Consider the following 18,178-nt stretch of genomic DNA (forward strand, 5'->3'; position numbering starts at 1 on the left):
GTCAAGCACATTATTTACCATGACAGTTTTTATATTTTTTGCCACTACCACATGGACATGGATCATTTCTACCTACTTGCTCACCTTTTACGATAGGTTGTGGTTTCACTTTTTCTTTACCATCTTCGGCAGAAACATGTTGGGCTTTACCAAAGTCAGTTGTTTTTTCTCGCTCAATATTTTCTTCTACTTGAACAACAGATTTCAAAATGAATTTTGAAGTGTCTTCTTCAATATTTTGCATCATAATATCAAACAATTCATGACCTTCATTTTGATAATCACGCAATGGATTTTGTTGTGCATATGAGCGCAAATGGATTCCTTGACGCAATTGATCCATAGTATCAATGTGATCTGTCCAGTGTGTATCAATAGATCGGAGCAAAATCATACGCTCAAATTCTGGCATTTGTGTGCCAATAGTTTCTTTTTGAGCATCATATGCTTGTTCGATTTTTCCCCAGACAATATTATAAATATCTTCGGAATCTTTACCTTTTATTTCTTCAACTGTTAAGCTACCTTCTTGTAAAAAGACATCGTTAACATAATTGATGAATGGATTATAATCTAATGCTTCATCTTCTTCATTAATGTAATAATTAACTGCGCGTTGTAAAGTTGATTTCAACATTGCAGTAACAAGCTCTGAACTATTATCACTATCAATAATATTATTACGTTCATTATAGATAATTTCACGCTGTTTACGCAATACTTCATCATACTCAAGAATACGTTTACGGGCATCAAAGTTATTACCTTCAACACGTTTTTGCGCAGATTCTACTGCCCGAGAGACCATTCTTGATTCAATCGGTGTTGAATCATCCATGCCTAAACGCCCCATCATTTTTTGTAAGCGCTCAGAACCAAAACGAATCATCAACTCATCTTGCAGTGATAAATAGAAGCGGCTATCACCTCTATCACCTTGTCGACCAGAACGGCCACGTAATTGGTCATCAATACGACGTGATTCATGACGTTCCGTACCTATAACAGCTAAGCCGCCTAATTCTTCGACACCTTCACCAAGTTTAATGTCGGTACCACGTCCGGCCATGTTTGTCGCAATTGTTACAGCACCTTTTTGTCCCGCTTTAGCAACAATATCTGCTTCGCGCTCGTGATTCTTTGCATTTAAAACATCATGTCTCACACCGCGTTTTTTCAACAAGGCTGAGATATACTCACTGGTTTCTACAGCAACTGTACCTAACAGTACAGGCTGACCTTTTTTATGTTTCTCTACTACATCTTCAATAACAGCATCAAATTTACCTTTTTGACTAATATAAATTAAATCTGCTTTATCTGTACGTTGTACCGGTTTGTTCGTAGGAATTTGAGTAACCGTCATATTATAAATATTACGGAATTCTTCTTCTTCAGTTTTGGCTGTACCAGTCATGCCTGCTAATTTATTGTACATTCTAAAATAGTTTTGGAAAGTAATGGAAGCCATTGTCTTAGATTCATTTTGAATTTGAACGCCTTCTTTAGCTTCTATCGCTTGGTGTAATCCTTCAGAAAAACGACGTCCTGGCATCGTACGTCCTGTAAATTGGTCAACAATGAGCACTTCCCCATCAACCACCATATAGTCTTTATCGCGTTGCAATGAAACATGTGCTCTTAAGGCAGTATTAATATGACTGATGACATCAACATTTTGGACATCATATAGGTTTTCAATTTTGAACATGCGTTCCGCTTTATCTGCACCTTGTTCTGTTAAATGTACAGCTTTTGTCTTCTCATCATATTTATAATCGTCTTCGGCTTTTAACATTTTAGCAAAAACATTGGCTTGCGTATAAAGTGATGTTGATTTCTCAGCTTCCCCAGAAATAATTAATGGTGTACGCGCCTCGTCGATTAAAATAGAGTCGACCTCATCAATAATAGCGAAATGCAGTGGACGCATAACACGTTCTTCGGCATAATTCACCATATTATCACGCAAATAATCGAATCCTAATTCATTATTTGTACTATATGTGATGTCTTGTAAATATGCTTCTCTTTTTTCTGCTGTTGTTTTACTATTTAAATTCAAGCCTACAGACAACCCAAGGAAATTGTATAATTGGGCCATTTCTTCGCTTTGTACACTTGATAAATACTCATTGACTGTAATAACATGAACACCTCGGCCAGCAAGGGCATTGAGGTATGTTGGCATTGTAGCTGTTAATGTTTTACCTTCACCTGTTCTCATCTCTGCGATATCGCCTTTGTGAATAGCGATACCACCCATCACTTGTACTTTGAATGGAATCATGTTGAACACACGTTTAGATCCTTCACGTACTAATGCATATGCTTCAGGTAATATTTTATCTAGATAATCATTTTGTTTCTTAACATCATCTATCTCTTTAAGTTCTTCTTGATATTTTTTTGTCTTATTACGAATCTCTTCATCCGTTAAAATAGCGATATTTTCCTCTAATGCAAGTACTTTATCAGCTAGTTTTTCTAATCGTTTTATTTCTTTTTTATTGCCGTCAACAATTTTTGATAAAAATCCCATTTTGTTCGCTCCTTTAGCTAAAACTGTTTGGCCTACAACAATTTATCTTATCATTTATACCATTAAATTTATACTTATATTACTCATACTACGCGTCTCTCAATGTCATCTCTAATCATTTCTTTCACCGAAAAACTCATGCGTGCTACTACTAAGTTAATGCGTGATTCCATTTGGGCTATTGATTGCCCTGCAAATCGACAACATATTTATTTTAACACGATAGAAACAACTTTTTCTCGTCATAAATAAATAATTTTCGAATATATTAATAAAAGCGTATTTTAAAAACGTACTTTGAGAAACTGAAGATGAAATAATACAATTTTAGAATCGTCAAATTACATTAGCATAACCTAAGATATGTGTCCATTGATTAAACATTTGCTTCTTAAAAACTAAAGTATGTACAAATTCTTAATCATGAACCTCAATGTTGATAATGGGATTATTAAAGTTTGTAAAAAACACGCGAACAAGACTAGGAATCTAAATAACAGATTCCTAGTCTTGCTACTACATGTATTAAAGCATTTTTAATTTACGCCATATTATCATAGTAGTATTTAATTAAATCAAACATTTGATGCATATCGTATCCCCATCTTCCATAGTATTCGATTGGATCTACGTGATCTGTACCGCCCCAATATTTACCTACTGCATTGTGGCTAATGACAGAACCTTTACCAGCGTTATCATCAGCAAGTGTTGGCGTAATTCCATTTTGCTTTAACATATAGGCTGCAAGCCAAGCTTGATTATTAACTGATTTTGCAAAGTCTTCAAAATTATACATTCTTACTAATTCGATTTGATAAAAGTATGGATTAGCTTTAGGACCAGCTCCCCACACATAATATTCTGCAGGTGCAGTAAGATGTATTTCGTTATTATCAACGAATGCGTGTACAAATGCTCTAGTATAAGTTTCATACATGCGATCTACCCATACTTGTAAAGGACGATTGTCTTCGCCCACTTCGTGAATAACAACACCCATGTAAGTGCCGTTTTTATATTCTAATTTAGGAAGTGTATCCATACGTGGATCTTTTACTACTGGCGAATGCTGAAGATGATTGTCGATAATATATTGATTGACTTTAGAGTTTGCAAATAAGGTTGCTGTATCATTTGCTTTTGTTTCTTTCGAATTATTCAGTTTTCCTGAAGCTTGGGTATTAGTATCTTTTGGATTCTGCTGATACAACGTTGCTTGCTTAGAGGATAAACCTTGCGCATGACTAACAGGCATAAAAATTAACGACATCGACATTAAAAGAATACATGTAGAAAAAAGAACTAACATTTTTGACATAAAATCACACTCCTTTGATATTGTTTTAATTATTAAAATTAATATTTAATAATTACACTTATATTATTAATCTAATAACAAATTAAAATCAAGTGGTTATTTTCATCAAAAGTGAAATATTTGTGTATCTTGTTAAGTTTTTTTAAAAAAATATGTTTCTTAACAATTATCTTTTAAAAAATATTTAATAAAAAAAGAGTAGCTTGTTCAGCTACTCTTTTCATTATCCAAATATATTTTAAAATATTGGCAGTGGCTAACTGTATTGAAAATATGCTTGTATCAAGCTTCTTTCAATCTTAGTCAGCCTTGCCAGTGAGGGACAATGAAATTATTTTTTGCAAATGATATTTCTGTCCCATTCTCTAGAAAATCACTCAAGACATTGTGGCTATAAGCACAATGACTCAAAATTTTTATTCTGTTGTTTCGATTAAACCATATTTACCGTCTTTGCGTCGGTATACAATACTTGTTCCTTCTGTTTCTCTATCAGCAAACACAAAGAAATCATGTCCTAGCAAATTCATTTGTAATACAGCTTCTTCAGAATCCATAGGTTTTAAGCTGAAATGTTTAGAACGAATAATTTCAATGTCGCTATCATTTGTTTCGACTTCTAATTCAGATGGTTCTGGAGTAGCTTCAGCTACTTCTGCCACGAATACTTCTTGATCCCCATGATCTCGATTTTTTCTGTTGACACGTGTTTTATATTTACGTACTTGACGCTCTAATTTGTCATTAACTAAGTCAATAGCTGCATATAAATCATCGTGTCGTTCCTCCGCTCTAAGTGTGACATTTTTGAGTGGAATTGTTACTTCAATTTTAGTTGCAGAATTAGCATACGTTTTAACTTTAACATGTGCTACTGCATTTGGAACGTTATTAAAATAGCGTTCTAATTTACCAATTTTGTCCTCAATATAGTTGCGGATTGCATCTGTAATAGTGAGGTTATCTCCATGAATTTCAAATCTAATCATAGTAATCTCTCCTTTAACCTCTATTGGTAATTCTTACTTATATCATACCACGTTCGGACTACCGTGCAAACGTATACACACTGAATTTTCTGACTTTATTTTCTAACAATTTACACCCCGCATGATGTATGGTTAATCCAGTAGTATAAATATCATCTACGAGTAATATTTCTTTATTTGTCAAGTCGATATCTAAAGAAATATAAAATGGATTAGATGCTTCAGCACGCTCTATTTTTGATAATTTTGATTGCTTAGGACGCAAATCCGTAGATAAAAGATTAATATATTGAATACCTTTATAAGCTAACACTGTGGTTACAGGATTAAAGGTTCTTGCATCATCTCTTACTTTCGGGGACGGAATTGGCACAACGTAGTCATATTTAATTTGAGGTAGCTTCAGTTGATATGCCAACACTTGCGCTAAATAGTGATCTTTCATAAATTTGTATTGATGGATGAGCGCTTTGATAATTCCTGTGTACTGATAATCACAATATAGCTGCGTCATTAATTGAAACCGATTTGCTAAAAACTGACAGTCTAAACACTGTTGCGTTGAATGACCACATTGATTTAGACATCTCGAACAACGTTGTTTTTTGTCTTTAATACGACAAGCTTGCCACAAACTTTCACATTGTGAACATATAAGTTTAGGCGGCTTGTATATATTTATAGCCGTTAATGGTTCATGGATGGGTTGAAGACATTGGAGGCATCTTCTCATCTAACCACCCTTTTTCTCTTGCCAAACGATTCATAGATTGCACCTCACGTCTAGCAGCAATCATGCTTAAACTTACGCCTTGATGTAAATACAATACCATGCCATCAGGTGCATGTGCTTTTCTCCCAACTCGACCAGCAATCTGTATCAATGCTGCCTTGCTAAATGTTTGTGCATCGATAACAATGACATCTAAATGTGCCATTGTGAAGCCTCTTTCTAAAATTGTTGTCGTAAAAACAATTTCGTAGTTCCCTTGTCTGAGCGCTTCAACCTTTTCAAAACGTAAGACATCTTCACTATATACGTAGGTGAGTGACGACAAAACAGCTTGATATCGATGATAGGCAGCTAACATCGTTTCTATATGATGAAAAAACACTAAAGTTATTCGTCGTTTATTTAGTTGATTTTGCAAAATGCGCACTAAAGTTTGTTGTTGTCGATTGCACTTCAACTTAAAATATTTAAAGCGTGGTACAGGAAGTGGATGTCGATGAAATCTAGCTGGTAAATATATGATTTGTTCATGATCAAATTGCGCTAATAACGCTTTAGGTGGCGTCGCAGTCATATAAATAATTGAAGCTTGTCTACAGGCTGCCATCTGAATTGCAATAAATAATGATGATTCCATAGCTAATGGAAAAGCATCTACTTCGTCAACAAAAATAAGGTCAAAATGATTTTTAAAACGATACAACTGATGAATCGTTGCAATGACAAAATGACCGTTAAATTGTTGTCTCGATTGCTGATGCAATACATCAATCTGTTCACCTTGAAAAGCATCCAGAATACGCTGACTAATTTCTAAAACAACATCTACTCTTGGAGATACAATAGCAACATTGTACCCCTTTTGTCTGGCATACTGAATACCAGGAAACATCATTTCCGTCTTACCAGCACCCGTTACTGCATAGAGTAATAATTTTTGGTGGTGCTGTATAGCATAAATCATTTTATTACTGGCATAACATTGTTGATCAGACAAATTAAATGGCAATGTGTACGAAGCGGTAGTCTTATTTCTCTTCGATTCTATTAATACATAATCTGTCATATTATCTACTCTTCCCAATTGAAGACAGTTACGGCAATAAACAATCTCTTCCTGATGATTACTTATATATTTATGAAAATATAGCATATCTCTATTGCCACATTGCAGACATACTATTCCTTTGTTATCGTTGTAAATTCCTTTTTGTTTCGATGCTACTGGCTCATTATCTTGAACATGAGATGCAGGTATTAATTGACCATAGCGTATGATTCTAGTCACCTCTTTTTAATGTAAAAAAAGACATGAATCATTGTTGATTCATGCCTCCCTCGAAATGCATTATTCTATAGAAATCTTTTTACCAAAACACCCTAATCCTAATCCACCTGAACCAAGATGTGTAGCAACAACTGGTCCAAATTCGGAATAATGAATATTATAGGATTCCGGATACTTTTCTTTCAATTCTCGGTAAAATGCCTTACCTTCTTCAATTTTATCTCCATTTATCACAAATATCGTCACTTCATCAAGCTCACTAGCAATGCGCATAATATTCTCTTCTAATGACTTATAAGCTCTTTTCTTAGTACGCACTTTTTCTTCCGGTACTATTTTCCCATCTTCAAAGCGTAATACAGGTTTCATCTTCAACATCGTACCAACCCAAGCTTGTGCACCGGTAATACGGCCACTTTTTTGTAGGTTTTTCAAATCATCTACAAATAAATACGCAGTTGTATGTTCACGAATTGCGCTTAATTCTTGAATAATGTCGTCAGGTGAAAAACCTTTGTCCACTAAGTTTATTGCATGTAACACATATGACCCTTCCATCATTGCAGCTAATTTGCTATCAAATGAATGCACATTAACGCCTTCGACCATTTCTCCAGCTTGTGTTGCAGATTGGTAGCTACCGCTGATACCGCTTGATAAACATATAACAATGATATCTGTGTAACCTTGATCTCGCAGTGCTTCATAGCGTTGAATCCACTCTCCAATAGCAGGTTGACTTGTAGTTGGTGGTGTTTTCGATGATAGCATTTTATGGTAAAACTGTTCCATGTCAACATCATTTGATTCAACAAATGTTTCTCCGTCGTCAAAGATGACACTAAGAGGTGCAACTGGAATTTGGTATTTATCTAGTAACTCTTGTGAGAGATAGCTTGTAGAATCAGTCATTACAGCAATCTTCATAGTAGTCCTCCTCAATTATACTTAATTCTCATTATAAAATAATTTAACTTAAAAGCAAACAACTATCCCCTCTTTAACAACGAGTCTGGCACATAATTAAATTTTAGGTTCTGAGCTCTATATTGGCAGTAGTTGACTGGATTGAAAATACGCTTATACCCAGCTTTTTTCAATCCTAGTCAACCTTGCCGGGGCGGGCCTACGAATTCATAATGAATTCTGTCCCGCTCCCTGCTCTTCTTAAAAAATAAATCACAATTTGCAATATCATCATTCGTCACACATGACATATGACACACAAGATAAATTTTTAAGCAGATTAAAACAGTGCTTTATTGTTTTGATATCATGCTGTATAGTTAAATTAATCGATACGCTATAGGGGGAATCAATTTTAATGAGCGAACCCATTATTACAATAAAAAAAGAACATATTATTGAAAATGTCATACACAAATCTAGATTTATCGCCCATATTAAACCAGTAAATAGTGAAGATGAGGCTAAACAATTTATTGCCGATATCAAGCAGCGTCATAAAGATGCAACACATCATTGTTCTGCCTATACAGTGGGAGCACACATGAATATTCAAAAAGCAAATGATGATGGAGAGCCTACTGGTACAGCTGGTGTGCCGATGTTGGATATTTTGAAAAAACTCGATGTTCATAATGTTTGTGTAGTTGTGACGCGCTATTTTGGAGGCATTAAACTTGGTGGTGGCGGTTTGATACGTGCATATAGTGGTGCCGTGCGTGATGTTATTTTTGCGGTAGGACGTGTAGAATTACGCGATGCCATTCCCGTTATTGTAACAGTTGCTTACGATTTAACTGGTAAATTCGAATATGAGTTAGCATCAACATCCTATATGCTTCGCGATACTACTTACCTTGATAAAGTCAGTTATCATATAGATGTAATCGCAGACGACTATGATGCTTTCATCGCATTTTTAAATCAACATACTGCTGGCAATTACACATTAACCACTGAAAAAACGAAAAAGTTACCTTTCGATATTTCTACAAATTAAAAAGCTACTCAGCCTGAAACAATATTATATATCAGGCTGAATAGCTTATTTTTTATTTATGTTCATGGTGATGGTTCTTCTTGGCAATTAACTTTAATAAAGGTCGATAATTATCATCAATTAATCCGGTAAATTCAACAATCATCTCAATCGTAATTAAAATCAAGATAAACATCAAGACAACACCTAATGGTTGTGATAAGTACAAAATGATACTTGATAGACTGAATAAAATGGCAATTGAATAAATCAATAACACCGTTTGTCTATGTGAATAACCCAAAGCCAACAATTTATGATGTAAATGTGACTTATCTGCTTGCATAATATGTTGCCCTTTCTTCACACGACGTATCATTGCAAATAAAGTATCGATAAATGGAACTGCAAGTATAATGATCGGGAAAAATAATGAAATAAACGTAATATTTTTAAAGCCTAGTAACGAAACAAAGCCAATAATAAAACCAATCATTAATGCACCACTATCGCCCAGAAAGATCTTTGCTGGATGAAAATTAAAGAATAAAAAGCCTAGCAGTGAACCAATCAATACGCTACAAATCATCGTTATAAAGATATTCCCTTGCAAAATAGCAATAAATGCTATTGTTAACAAAGCAATGATAGAAACACCTGACGCTAAACCGTCTAAACCATCAATAAGATTAATTGCATTTGTAATGGCTACAATCCAAATGATTGTAATTGGAATACTTAAAAACCCAAAATGAATAGTTGGTCCCATTGGAAACGAAATAAAGTCAATCGTAATGCCATAGAACACAATCACACTCGCTGCGACGACTTGCCCCAAAAGTTTAAGTAGTGGTTTTAAATCACATATGTCATCAATAAGTCCTACTACGTACATAATAAAAGCACCTATGATTAAGGGTTTTATTTCTCTTTCCATAGGATGACTAATCCAAATCCCAATAAGGAAAGAGAAAAGTATCACGGTGCCACCAAGAACCGAAACTGGTTGAGTATGAACTTTTCTAAAGTTCGGTTTATCAACAATATTGAGCTTTTTAGAAATAGCGATAACGATTGGTGTAATCATTAAACTAATCAACATCGTAATCACTATGAGCAATAATGTAAGCATCCGTTCACCTTCAATAGATATATTTCTTATTTTTAGCGCCTTATATTTTTTATTTGTTAAGACGTCAATATCATCAGTCATAAAGGTTCTCTATACGCACTGTGACATAAATACACTATATAATTGTGGTGTATGTTAACACATGTTGTCTATACAGTATAATAAATAAGAAGAAAATGTTTTTTCTTATCATACCATGGAAAATTTTATTTTAACATGAAAGACTGTAATTTAGCATAAATTTCTTTCCAGAGTTAATGACAAATTGTAAGTTTTCACTTACAATTACTAGTGGAGAAATAAAGGAGTCGGTAAATACATGTTGGAAGCAATCATTTATAATATTTCTGTCATGGTTGCAGGTATCTATTTATTCCACAGATTACAATATTCTGAGAATAAACGGGTAACTTTCTCTAAAGGCTATGTTACAGTTTTAATGACCCTTGTTGCACTATTATTAGCTGCTTATCCAATCCCATCATATAACGATGAATTTTTAGTACATTTAACGTTTGTACCATTGTTGTTTTTAGGACGTTATACCCATATGCCTTATACCCTTGCTGCAGCCACAATTGTCGCATTGGTTGATATCTTTGCCTATGGGAATTCAATATTATATGGTGTGACATTACTTGTCATAGCAGGCATTGTAAGTGCAATTGGTCCATTTTTAAAACAAAATGATATCGTGTCACTACTCATCTTAAATTTAATTAGTATCATTATTTTAGCTATTTTATCAATTTTCAGCCCGATATATGACATTAAAGAATTAATTATATTGATACCTGTATCATTTGTCTTAACTATTGCTTCAGCAGTAACGTTCGTAGATATTTGGCGTTTCTTTTCACTTGTCAATCGCTACGAAAATGAAGATAAATATGATTATTTAACTGGTTTAGGTAACGTTAAAGAATTTGACCGTCATCTTAATCATATTTCTCAACAAGCTGAAGAACATCACGAAAGCCTTGCATTGTTATTAATTGATATAGATGGATTTAAAGACGTCAATGATTCGTATTCACATAAATCAGGCGATGCTGTATTAAAGCAAATGTCCCAATTATTAAAGAATTATGTACCTAAGAAATTTAAAATTTTTAGAAATGGTGGCGAAGAGTTTTCTGTAGTTATACGCGATTATTCCTTAGACCAAAGCGTTAAACTTGCTGAAAATATCCGTCTAGGTGTAGAAAAATCATCATTTCATTTACCAAATAAAGAAGTTATTAAATTATCAGTGTCCATTGGTGTAGGTTATTTAACTAAAGATGATCACAAATCCCAACGAAAAGTATTTAAAGATGCTGATGATATGGTACATGTGGCTAAAAATGAAGGACGAAATCAAGTTATGTTTAATCCAATTATCAAATTATAAAGTACAATATCACTTTCCGTATTACACTATCATTCTGTACAAGACAGTATCTGAATGATAGTGTTTTTTGTATGAATAGCTCATGATTTTAAGTTTATCTTGACTCATTATTCATTTTAGTTAAAACTTCTATTATAATAGTGCAATATAGAAGTTATATAACTTGTACGTTGAACACCATAGATATACAAAAAAGGCAACGTTAAATTTTTTATGACTATATATTTTTATTCCACCTTGGAGGTGTCGCGTTATGTCTGATTCAATCACTATTATAGATGAAAATAAAGTGATTGATGTGGTTTTAATTGCAGGTCGAATTTTACTTGAAGCTGGTGCAGAAACTTACCGTGTTGAAGATACGATGAATAGAATTGCGCATAGCTATGGTTTACATGATACATATAGTTTTGTGACCTCAACCGCGATTATTTTTTCACTAAATGATCGCACAAGTACACGGCTCATTAGGATTAGAGAAAGAACTACCGATTTAGAAAAAATTGCATTAACCAACAGTCTTAGTAGAAAAATTGCCAATAATCAGTTGACAATCGATGAAGCCAAAAACGAATTAATTCATCTACGTCAAGCGTCATTGCAATTTTCATTTCTAACTAATTTCTTAGCGGCAGCCATTGCATGTGGATTTTTCTTATTTATGTTTGGTGGCGTAGCATCAGACTGCTGGATCGCAATATTGGCTGGGGGTGCTGCATTTTTAACATTTAGCTTTGTTCAGCGCTATATACAAATTAAATTTTTCTCAGAATTTGTAGCTTCAGCTGTGGTAATTAGTATTGCAGTGTTTTTCACTAAGATGGGCATTGCAACAAATCAAAACATTATTACTATTGCCAGCGTGATGCCTTTAGTACCTGGGATTTTAATATGTAACGCGATTCGTGATTTGATGGCAGGAGAGTTGCTAGCTGGTATGTCTCGTGGTGTAGAAGCCGCTTTAACTGCGTTTGCCATTGGTGCTGGTGTCGCAATTGTTTTATTACTATTCTAAGAAAGGCTGTTTATAAATGCTATTTTATTTATTTCATTTTACAATTAGTTTTATTTCTACAGTGCTTTTCTCAATTATTTTCAATGCACCTAAAAGATTACTCGTGGCATGTGGTTTCGTAGGCGCTGTTGCTTGGACGATTTATCAATACACCGTTGATTTAGATTTAGGTAAAGTAGGTGCTGCATTTTCTGGGAGCCTTATTTTAGGATTGCTAAGTCACGTTATGAGTAGACGATACAAACGTCCGGTCATTATTTTTATTGTTCCTGGAATTATTCCACTTGTCCCTGGTGGTGCTGCATATGAAGCAACCCGTTTCTTAGTATCAAATGATTACACACATGCTGTAAATACATTTTTAGAAGTGACACTTATTTCTGGCGCGATTGCCTTTGGTATTCTTGTTGCCGAAATTTTATATTATCTTTATACGCGAATCAAACAGTTTTTTGGGAAAATTAAAGGGAAATCTTATAAAAAATCTTATAATATGAACAATAGAGTTTAAGGGGTTGAATAACGATGAAAGCACAAATTATTGATAGATTAACAAGATATGTCAAAATAGATACACAATCAGATTCAAACTCACAAACTACACCCTCTACAGCTAAACAATGGGATTTATTAAATCTTTTACAAAGAGAGCTTGATGCTTTAGGTCTAGCAACTGAACTCGACGATAACGGTTATCTTTTCGCTACTATCGAGAGTAACATTGCGCATGATGTGCCTACAGTTGGCTTCTTGGCCCATGTAGATACATCTCCTGATTTTAATGCCAGTCATGTCAAACCTCAAATTATCTCATCATTTGATGGTCAACCGATTAAATTAGGCCAAACATCTCGAGTGCTTGATCCAGAGGTATTTCCTGAATTACAAGGCTTAGAAGGACACACATTGATGATTACTGATGGCACATCATTACTTGGGGCTGATGATAAAGCCGGTGTGGTTGAAATCATGGAAGCTGTAACATATTTAGTAGACCATCCTGAAATTAAGCATGGCCGTATTCGTATCGCTTTTACTCCTGATGAAGAAATTGGTAAAGGCCCTCACCATTTTGATGTTGCACTCTTTAATGCTGATTTTGCATATACAATGGATGGCAGTCAATATGGCGAGTTGCAATTTGAAAGTTTTAATGCAGCGGAAGCAACGATTACCTGCCATGGCGTAAATGTTCACCCTGGTTCTGCAAAAAATGTCATGGTTAATGCGATTTTACTCGGCCAACAATTTAATAGCTTATTGCCTCCTCAAGAGGTGCCAGAACGCACAGAAAATTACGAAGGTTTTTACCATTTAATGCATTTTAACGGCAATGTAGAAAAAGCAACCCTTCAGTATATTATTCGTGATCATGATCGCAAAAACTTTGAATTACGTAAGAAGAAATTACTTGAAATTCGAGACAATATAAATGCGCATTATGAAGATTTCCCAGTCAAAGTAGATATCGAAGATCAGTATTACAATATGGCAGAAAAAATTAAACCTTTACCTCATGTAATTGATATTCCTAAAAAAGTGTTTAGTGATTTAGGAATAACGCCAAACACTGCTCCTATTCGTGGTGGTACAGACGGTTCACAATTATCATTTATGGGCCTTCCAACACCTAATATCTTCACTGGATGCGGTAATTTCCATGGTCCATTTGAGTTTGCATCTATAGACGTTATGGAAAAAGCAGTACAAGTGGTGTTAGGCATAGTCGAAGAAGTCACACATTATAACAAATAATACGTGCTAACAAAATTGCAATTATAAGAAAATCGAATCTGGGACATTAAGTTCTTAAACAATGTAAAAAAGACAATTTCTATTAAAATTATTTGATAGAAATTGTCTTTTCTCTTATGTATTAGATAATATACAGCTCGTTATCATTTTAGGGGGATAAGATGTAGCCCCACGATGGTGTTTGAATTCATTGAATTCATTATCTGGGATTGTTTCAACAATTTCATTTACATATCGAGAAATATTATTTGTAGGAATAAGAATTGAAGTTTCCATTGGTAGTGTATAGTGTAAGTTGAGTCATGTTATAAGCTTTATACATAAGGCACCTCGTTCATTTAGTTTAGTAAAGTTTATTAAATGACACGAAAGTGCCTTATTTTTAAAGCATTTAAAGGTAAAATTACATGTTAATACGCAGTATTTATGGCGAGACTCCTGAGGGAACAGTGCCAGTCGAAGACAGGGGCCCCAACAGAGAGAAATACGAAAAGTATTTCGTCGATCAAAGCAAGTTGGGGTGGCTGAGACGGCACCCTAGGAAAGCGAAGCCATTCAATACGAAGTATTGTGAAAATAGAGAACAGCAACAAGATATTTTCTAATTGAAAATGATCTTACTGCTGTTTTTCTGAGATTTATGTCCCAGCCTCTCTCAATTTTTATCTATTATGTTTAATTTAACTGAACTTTTAACAATTTTAATGCCTGTACGACGTAGTGACGTAGCTGAACACCCATTTTAAAATCTGTAACCGTTTCAGGCATATCTATAAATGTGTTAAACATGGCTGTCACATGATAGTTCGCAAATAAATCAAATTTATCGCTTGTTGCACAAATAGCTATCGCTGGTTTTTGATGCTTTTCTGCAAGTTCTGCAATACGAATCGTTGTAGTTTCCATTAGACGATCTTCTTCTTTCAAGCCTTCTCCAAAAATAATTAAGTCTGCTTGCTCAATTAACTGATCTAAATGTGTAATTTGATCAACAAGTTCGTGACTCGTTACAATTTCGGCATCATATAAACCTTTCAAGATACCAGCTATCCCTCCTCCGGCACCACCACGTTCTATTGGGCCAATTGCTATTTTTAATTCATTTTTAATAAGTTCCCCTAAGTACCAAATCAAATTATCCACTTCAACTGCTGTTTCTCTAGAGATTCCTAGTGTTTGATATGATTGCATCATTTCACTATTCTTACCATATAGTCTGCTTGAAAAATCAGACATAACTTGAATGTTTACTTCTGCAAGTTTATCATTAACAGCTGTCAAATCCATATGTCTAATATATTTAATTATTTGTGCACCTTTTGTTGCATCAAGCGGCTGTGCCTCATCATCATAAAACGTTGCCCCTAACGCTTGAAGCATGCCGATGCCACCATCAAAGCAATCGAGTCCTCCTAGTGAGATAACAAGATGTTTTGAGCCATTATCTAGCGCAGTATTTATCATTTCACCGAGCCCATAACTTGTTCGTGCAGTAATTGGCTTTTTCCCTTTTACAAATAAGCTACCTTCTATAACTGTCGTTCCTTGCTCTGTTTGCCCATATACACTTTCAACCACATTCATATCCGCATCGTGTACATTAAGTCGATATTTAGTGCCTGATTGCCATAAAAAAACCGAGTCCATAAGTTCATGACGTCCATTAAATAATGGGACTTGTACAATATCTGCATCACTAATTTCACTGGCAACCGCTTCTTCTACATAACGGTTTGCCTGATAACTTGAAATGATATCTTTAAATTCATCCATAGCTACTAATACTCTCATCAACAATCACCTCATTAATTCTTTCAAAATCTGTATGTCAATCACTTTCGTTTCTCATCTAACATGATTAATATTTATTATCAACGTCCATTATACATAGCATACCATCTTTTTTCATATTATAAGAAAAAGAGCGGGTAAAAGTCGGTTATGACTTTATCTTCCCGCCCCGAAGTATCATTTTTATCGTTTAACTACATTTTAGATTGCTATAACTTCAAATTTATTATTCTTCTGCTTGAGCTAAAGAGGACACGTTAATATCTCGATGACTCGCATTCCACACCGCTTTGCCATCAACAAAATAAAACGCTTGTGGTGATTCGTGTTTCACTTGTGTTTTGTCAGCAATATAATCAGATAATTTTCTTTCTTCTTGCACAATTAAATAATAACCGTCCATATCTCTTTCATATAAAAACTTATTGAACTGATCATAAGCATTTGCAGATATTGGACATGTGTTACTGTGTTTCAATACAAATACGTATTTATTGTCTTCTAGTACCTGCTCAAACTGGTCAATCGAACTCAGCTTTATAGCCATTCTATTCACCTCTAAAATTTTATCATTTTGTGTAAGTTCATTGATTTCATTTTCATTAATTACTCGATTAAACTACTCAGTGGGTTCAATTATACACATTATATAAGATGTTGTTAACCAATATTTATTAATTTGCATATATTAATAATGTAATATAACAACTTAATGCTGTTTCTGCTTTAATCTTTGATAAAAGTCGTCATCAAGTTTACTTAGGTCTTTACCCTCTTTCGGCAGTTGCTCAACATTAATTTTTTTAATTTGATTACTTAACTTAATTGTAGTGACACGCGTTTCGTAGTAATTTTGTAAACTATAATACATTTCAATGGCATTTTTACGTGCACTATTGACATTTTTGTCAGTAATATTCGTTTGATTAATATCTAGAATTTGCTTTTTAATTAATGGAATAATATGACGATCTACCTCGTCTTCTGGGTGTGCTTTTTGACTATTATTCAAATATTTTTTGGCAGCATTCTTTAAGTCCTCGTTGTTATTTTCTAGTTTTAGCGTTAATTGCTTGGCATCTTCTTGATTTTGAGCATTTTTTATATCTTCTTCAACGTTAGAACGTTTCTTCTCAAATACTTTTGTATAGTCTAAAATCTCTTCATTGGCTTTTATAGATTTATTACACAATTCTATGAAATCCATTAATTCATTTATTTTAGCGCGCTTCTGTTTAACTGTCGCTAAGTAATCTTTCTTTAATGCTTTGGCTTCTTTCGTCTTTGCTGGGGTGGATTTCGCTAATTTTTCATATTTTTCAAATGTAGGCAAAAGATGTCGATGCATATCTTTTTGTAATATTTCAAAATCCTTTTTATTTTTATCGGTTGTATCAGTATTACTTAATTGTTCGATTTGTTTTAATTGGATGCTATCCATCACTTTTTCAACATCTTCTTGTTTAGCTTCTGCAGGTGCTAAGTCTTTTTCAAATTGCTTGGCTGCAGATTGTTTATCGTTGCTACATGAAACGAGCAATAAACAGCATAAGATAATAGAAATAACGGTAAATTTTCTCATATTTGCACTCCTATCAACAAACATTATACAGAAAGCTATTTATAAAGAAAATAAATTATGTTATATTATGGCAGAATTTGACTTTACAAGCCAGGGGAGCTCGCCATGTACGCACAAGTCCAACCATTCATACAAGATACTCAAATGTTAAACGATTTTGCTCATCGGTACAAACAAACGAAAGAAATATTATTTCAATTACTTGATTCACCCGTTCAATTCACACAGCATATTGGTGGCACACGCCATATGAAGTACCCTACTGAACCTATTTTAGATATTTTAGTAGGCGTTGAAAATTTACATCAAATTACTGCTTTAGATGAAAAAAGATTAAACTATGTTGGATTCTATCGTTTGCATCATGCTTATCATAAAAAAGTGATGATGGCTCAATTTAATAATTTGACTGAATTAAAACAAATCAGTCGTCTACATATTATTCAGATGTCTCACCCTATTTTTAAGCAATATCAAACAATTGACCATTTATTAGAGACAGATATTTCATTTGCAACACAATTTGCTAGCTATAAAGAACAGATTATCTCACAACAAACAAGCATTAGAAGTTATGAAGCGCAAAAAGAGGCATTTTTTATACATATGACTCAACATAGAAATTACAAGTTATAAGTGTAGGTAGATTTCTGTAATTATATGCTAAAAGTAGCGTCTATTTTTCAAGCAAT

Annotated in this window: 16 protein-coding genes and 1 pseudogene; 6 read left to right on the forward strand and 11 right to left on the reverse strand. The window is 34.0% G+C overall.

All coding sequences use genetic code 11. The features are described 5' to 3' along the window. Positions 1 to 10: 10 nt before the first annotated feature. The 6 genes from secA to fakB1 form a co-directional block, all read right to left on the reverse strand. A complete protein-coding gene (secA, locus tag AL499_RS04650) occupies positions 11 to 2,542 on the reverse strand; it encodes a preprotein translocase subunit SecA (RefSeq protein WP_002459714.1) in 2,532 nt (843 codons plus the stop codon). Positions 2,543 to 3,083: 541 nt separating this feature from the next. Next, positions 3,084 to 3,863, reverse strand: coding sequence for a peptidoglycan recognition protein family protein (locus tag AL499_RS04655; protein ID WP_002492749.1), 780 nt, complete (start codon positions 3,861 to 3,863; stop codon positions 3,084 to 3,086). Positions 3,864 to 4,279: 416 nt separating this feature from the next. After that, entirely contained in the window at positions 4,280 to 4,852 is a 573-nt protein-coding gene (gene hpf, locus AL499_RS04660) for a ribosome hibernation-promoting factor, HPF/YfiA family (protein WP_002479342.1), read from the reverse strand. Positions 4,853 to 4,910: 58 nt separating this feature from the next. Next, entirely contained in the window at positions 4,911 to 5,585 is a 675-nt protein-coding gene (locus AL499_RS04665; RefSeq protein ID WP_002459717.1) for a ComF family protein, read from the reverse strand. Beyond that, positions 5,548 to 6,873, reverse strand: coding sequence for a DNA/RNA helicase (locus AL499_RS04670; protein ID WP_037540531.1), 1,326 nt, complete (start codon positions 6,871 to 6,873; stop codon positions 5,548 to 5,550). Before AL499_RS04670 ends, AL499_RS04665 begins: the two co-directional genes overlap by 38 nt. A gap of 60 nt (positions 6,874 to 6,933) precedes the next feature. Next, a complete protein-coding gene (gene fakB1, locus AL499_RS04675; protein WP_002459719.1) occupies positions 6,934 to 7,800 on the reverse strand; it encodes a fatty acid kinase binding subunit FakB1 in 867 nt (288 codons plus the stop codon). A 397-nt stretch (positions 7,801 to 8,197) separates the two neighbouring features. On the opposite strand from fakB1, the gene AL499_RS04680 reads away from it, so the two are divergent. Continuing rightward, positions 8,198 to 8,839, forward strand: a complete 642-nt coding sequence (locus AL499_RS04680) for a YigZ family protein (RefSeq protein ID WP_002492755.1) — start codon at positions 8,198 to 8,200, stop codon at positions 8,837 to 8,839. 52 nt (positions 8,840 to 8,891) lie between these two features. Here AL499_RS04680 and AL499_RS04685 read toward each other — a convergent pair whose 3' ends face one another. Beyond that, complete coding sequence (locus tag AL499_RS04685; protein ID WP_037540533.1) at positions 8,892 to 9,950, reverse strand: glycosyltransferase family 4 protein; 1,059 nt, start codon at positions 9,948 to 9,950, stop codon at positions 8,892 to 8,894. A gap of 319 nt (positions 9,951 to 10,269) precedes the next feature. On the opposite strand from AL499_RS04685, the gene gdpS reads away from it, so the two are divergent. From gdpS to pepT, 4 genes are all read left to right on the forward strand, one after another. Next, complete coding sequence (gene gdpS, locus AL499_RS04690; protein WP_002459722.1) at positions 10,270 to 11,343, forward strand: GGDEF domain-containing protein GdpS; 1,074 nt, start codon at positions 10,270 to 10,272, stop codon at positions 11,341 to 11,343. A gap of 253 nt (positions 11,344 to 11,596) precedes the next feature. Then, positions 11,597 to 12,358 (forward strand): threonine/serine exporter family protein, encoded by a 762-nt coding sequence (locus tag AL499_RS04695; RefSeq protein ID WP_002459723.1) that lies wholly within the window; start codon positions 11,597 to 11,599, stop codon positions 12,356 to 12,358. 16 nt (positions 12,359 to 12,374) lie between these two features. After that, a complete protein-coding gene (locus AL499_RS04700) occupies positions 12,375 to 12,869 on the forward strand; it encodes a threonine/serine exporter family protein (protein ID WP_002459724.1) in 495 nt (164 codons plus the stop codon). Positions 12,870 to 12,883: 14 nt separating this feature from the next. Next, positions 12,884 to 14,113 carry a peptidase T gene (pepT, locus tag AL499_RS04705; protein WP_002492743.1) on the forward strand — a complete coding sequence of 410 codons (1,230 nt, stop codon included), beginning with the start codon at positions 12,884 to 12,886 and terminating at the stop codon, positions 14,111 to 14,113. A gap of 126 nt (positions 14,114 to 14,239) precedes the next feature. Here pepT and AL499_RS12480 read toward each other — a convergent pair. From AL499_RS12480 to AL499_RS04725, 4 genes and pseudogenes are all read right to left on the reverse strand, one after another. Further along, positions 14,240 to 14,435: pseudogene (locus AL499_RS12480) on the reverse strand (IS5/IS1182 family transposase); the annotation flags it as partial. A gap of 353 nt (positions 14,436 to 14,788) precedes the next feature. Then, entirely contained in the window at positions 14,789 to 15,904 is a 1,116-nt protein-coding gene (locus AL499_RS04715) for a glycerate kinase (protein WP_002492140.1), read from the reverse strand. A 226-nt stretch (positions 15,905 to 16,130) separates the two neighbouring features. Beyond that, the gene (gene ytxJ, locus AL499_RS04720; RefSeq protein ID WP_002459728.1) at positions 16,131 to 16,451 is read right to left on the reverse strand and encodes a bacillithiol system redox-active protein YtxJ; all 321 of its coding nucleotides are present in this window, start codon (positions 16,449 to 16,451) and stop codon (positions 16,131 to 16,133) included. Between the two features lie 162 nt (positions 16,452 to 16,613). Next, a complete protein-coding gene (locus AL499_RS04725) occupies positions 16,614 to 17,486 on the reverse strand; it encodes an EMYY motif lipoprotein (protein ID WP_002492144.1) in 873 nt (290 codons plus the stop codon). A 105-nt stretch (positions 17,487 to 17,591) separates the two neighbouring features. On the opposite strand from AL499_RS04725, the gene AL499_RS04730 reads away from it, so the two are divergent. After that, positions 17,592 to 18,122 carry a GrpB family protein gene (locus AL499_RS04730; RefSeq protein ID WP_002459730.1) on the forward strand — a complete coding sequence of 177 codons (531 nt, stop codon included), beginning with the start codon at positions 17,592 to 17,594 and terminating at the stop codon, positions 18,120 to 18,122. The last annotated feature ends 56 nt before the right edge of the window (positions 18,123 to 18,178 follow it).

Origin of the sequence: Staphylococcus lugdunensis (assembly GCF_001558775.1) — a bacterium.
Taxonomy (GTDB): domain Bacteria; phylum Bacillota; class Bacilli; order Staphylococcales; family Staphylococcaceae; genus Staphylococcus; species Staphylococcus lugdunensis.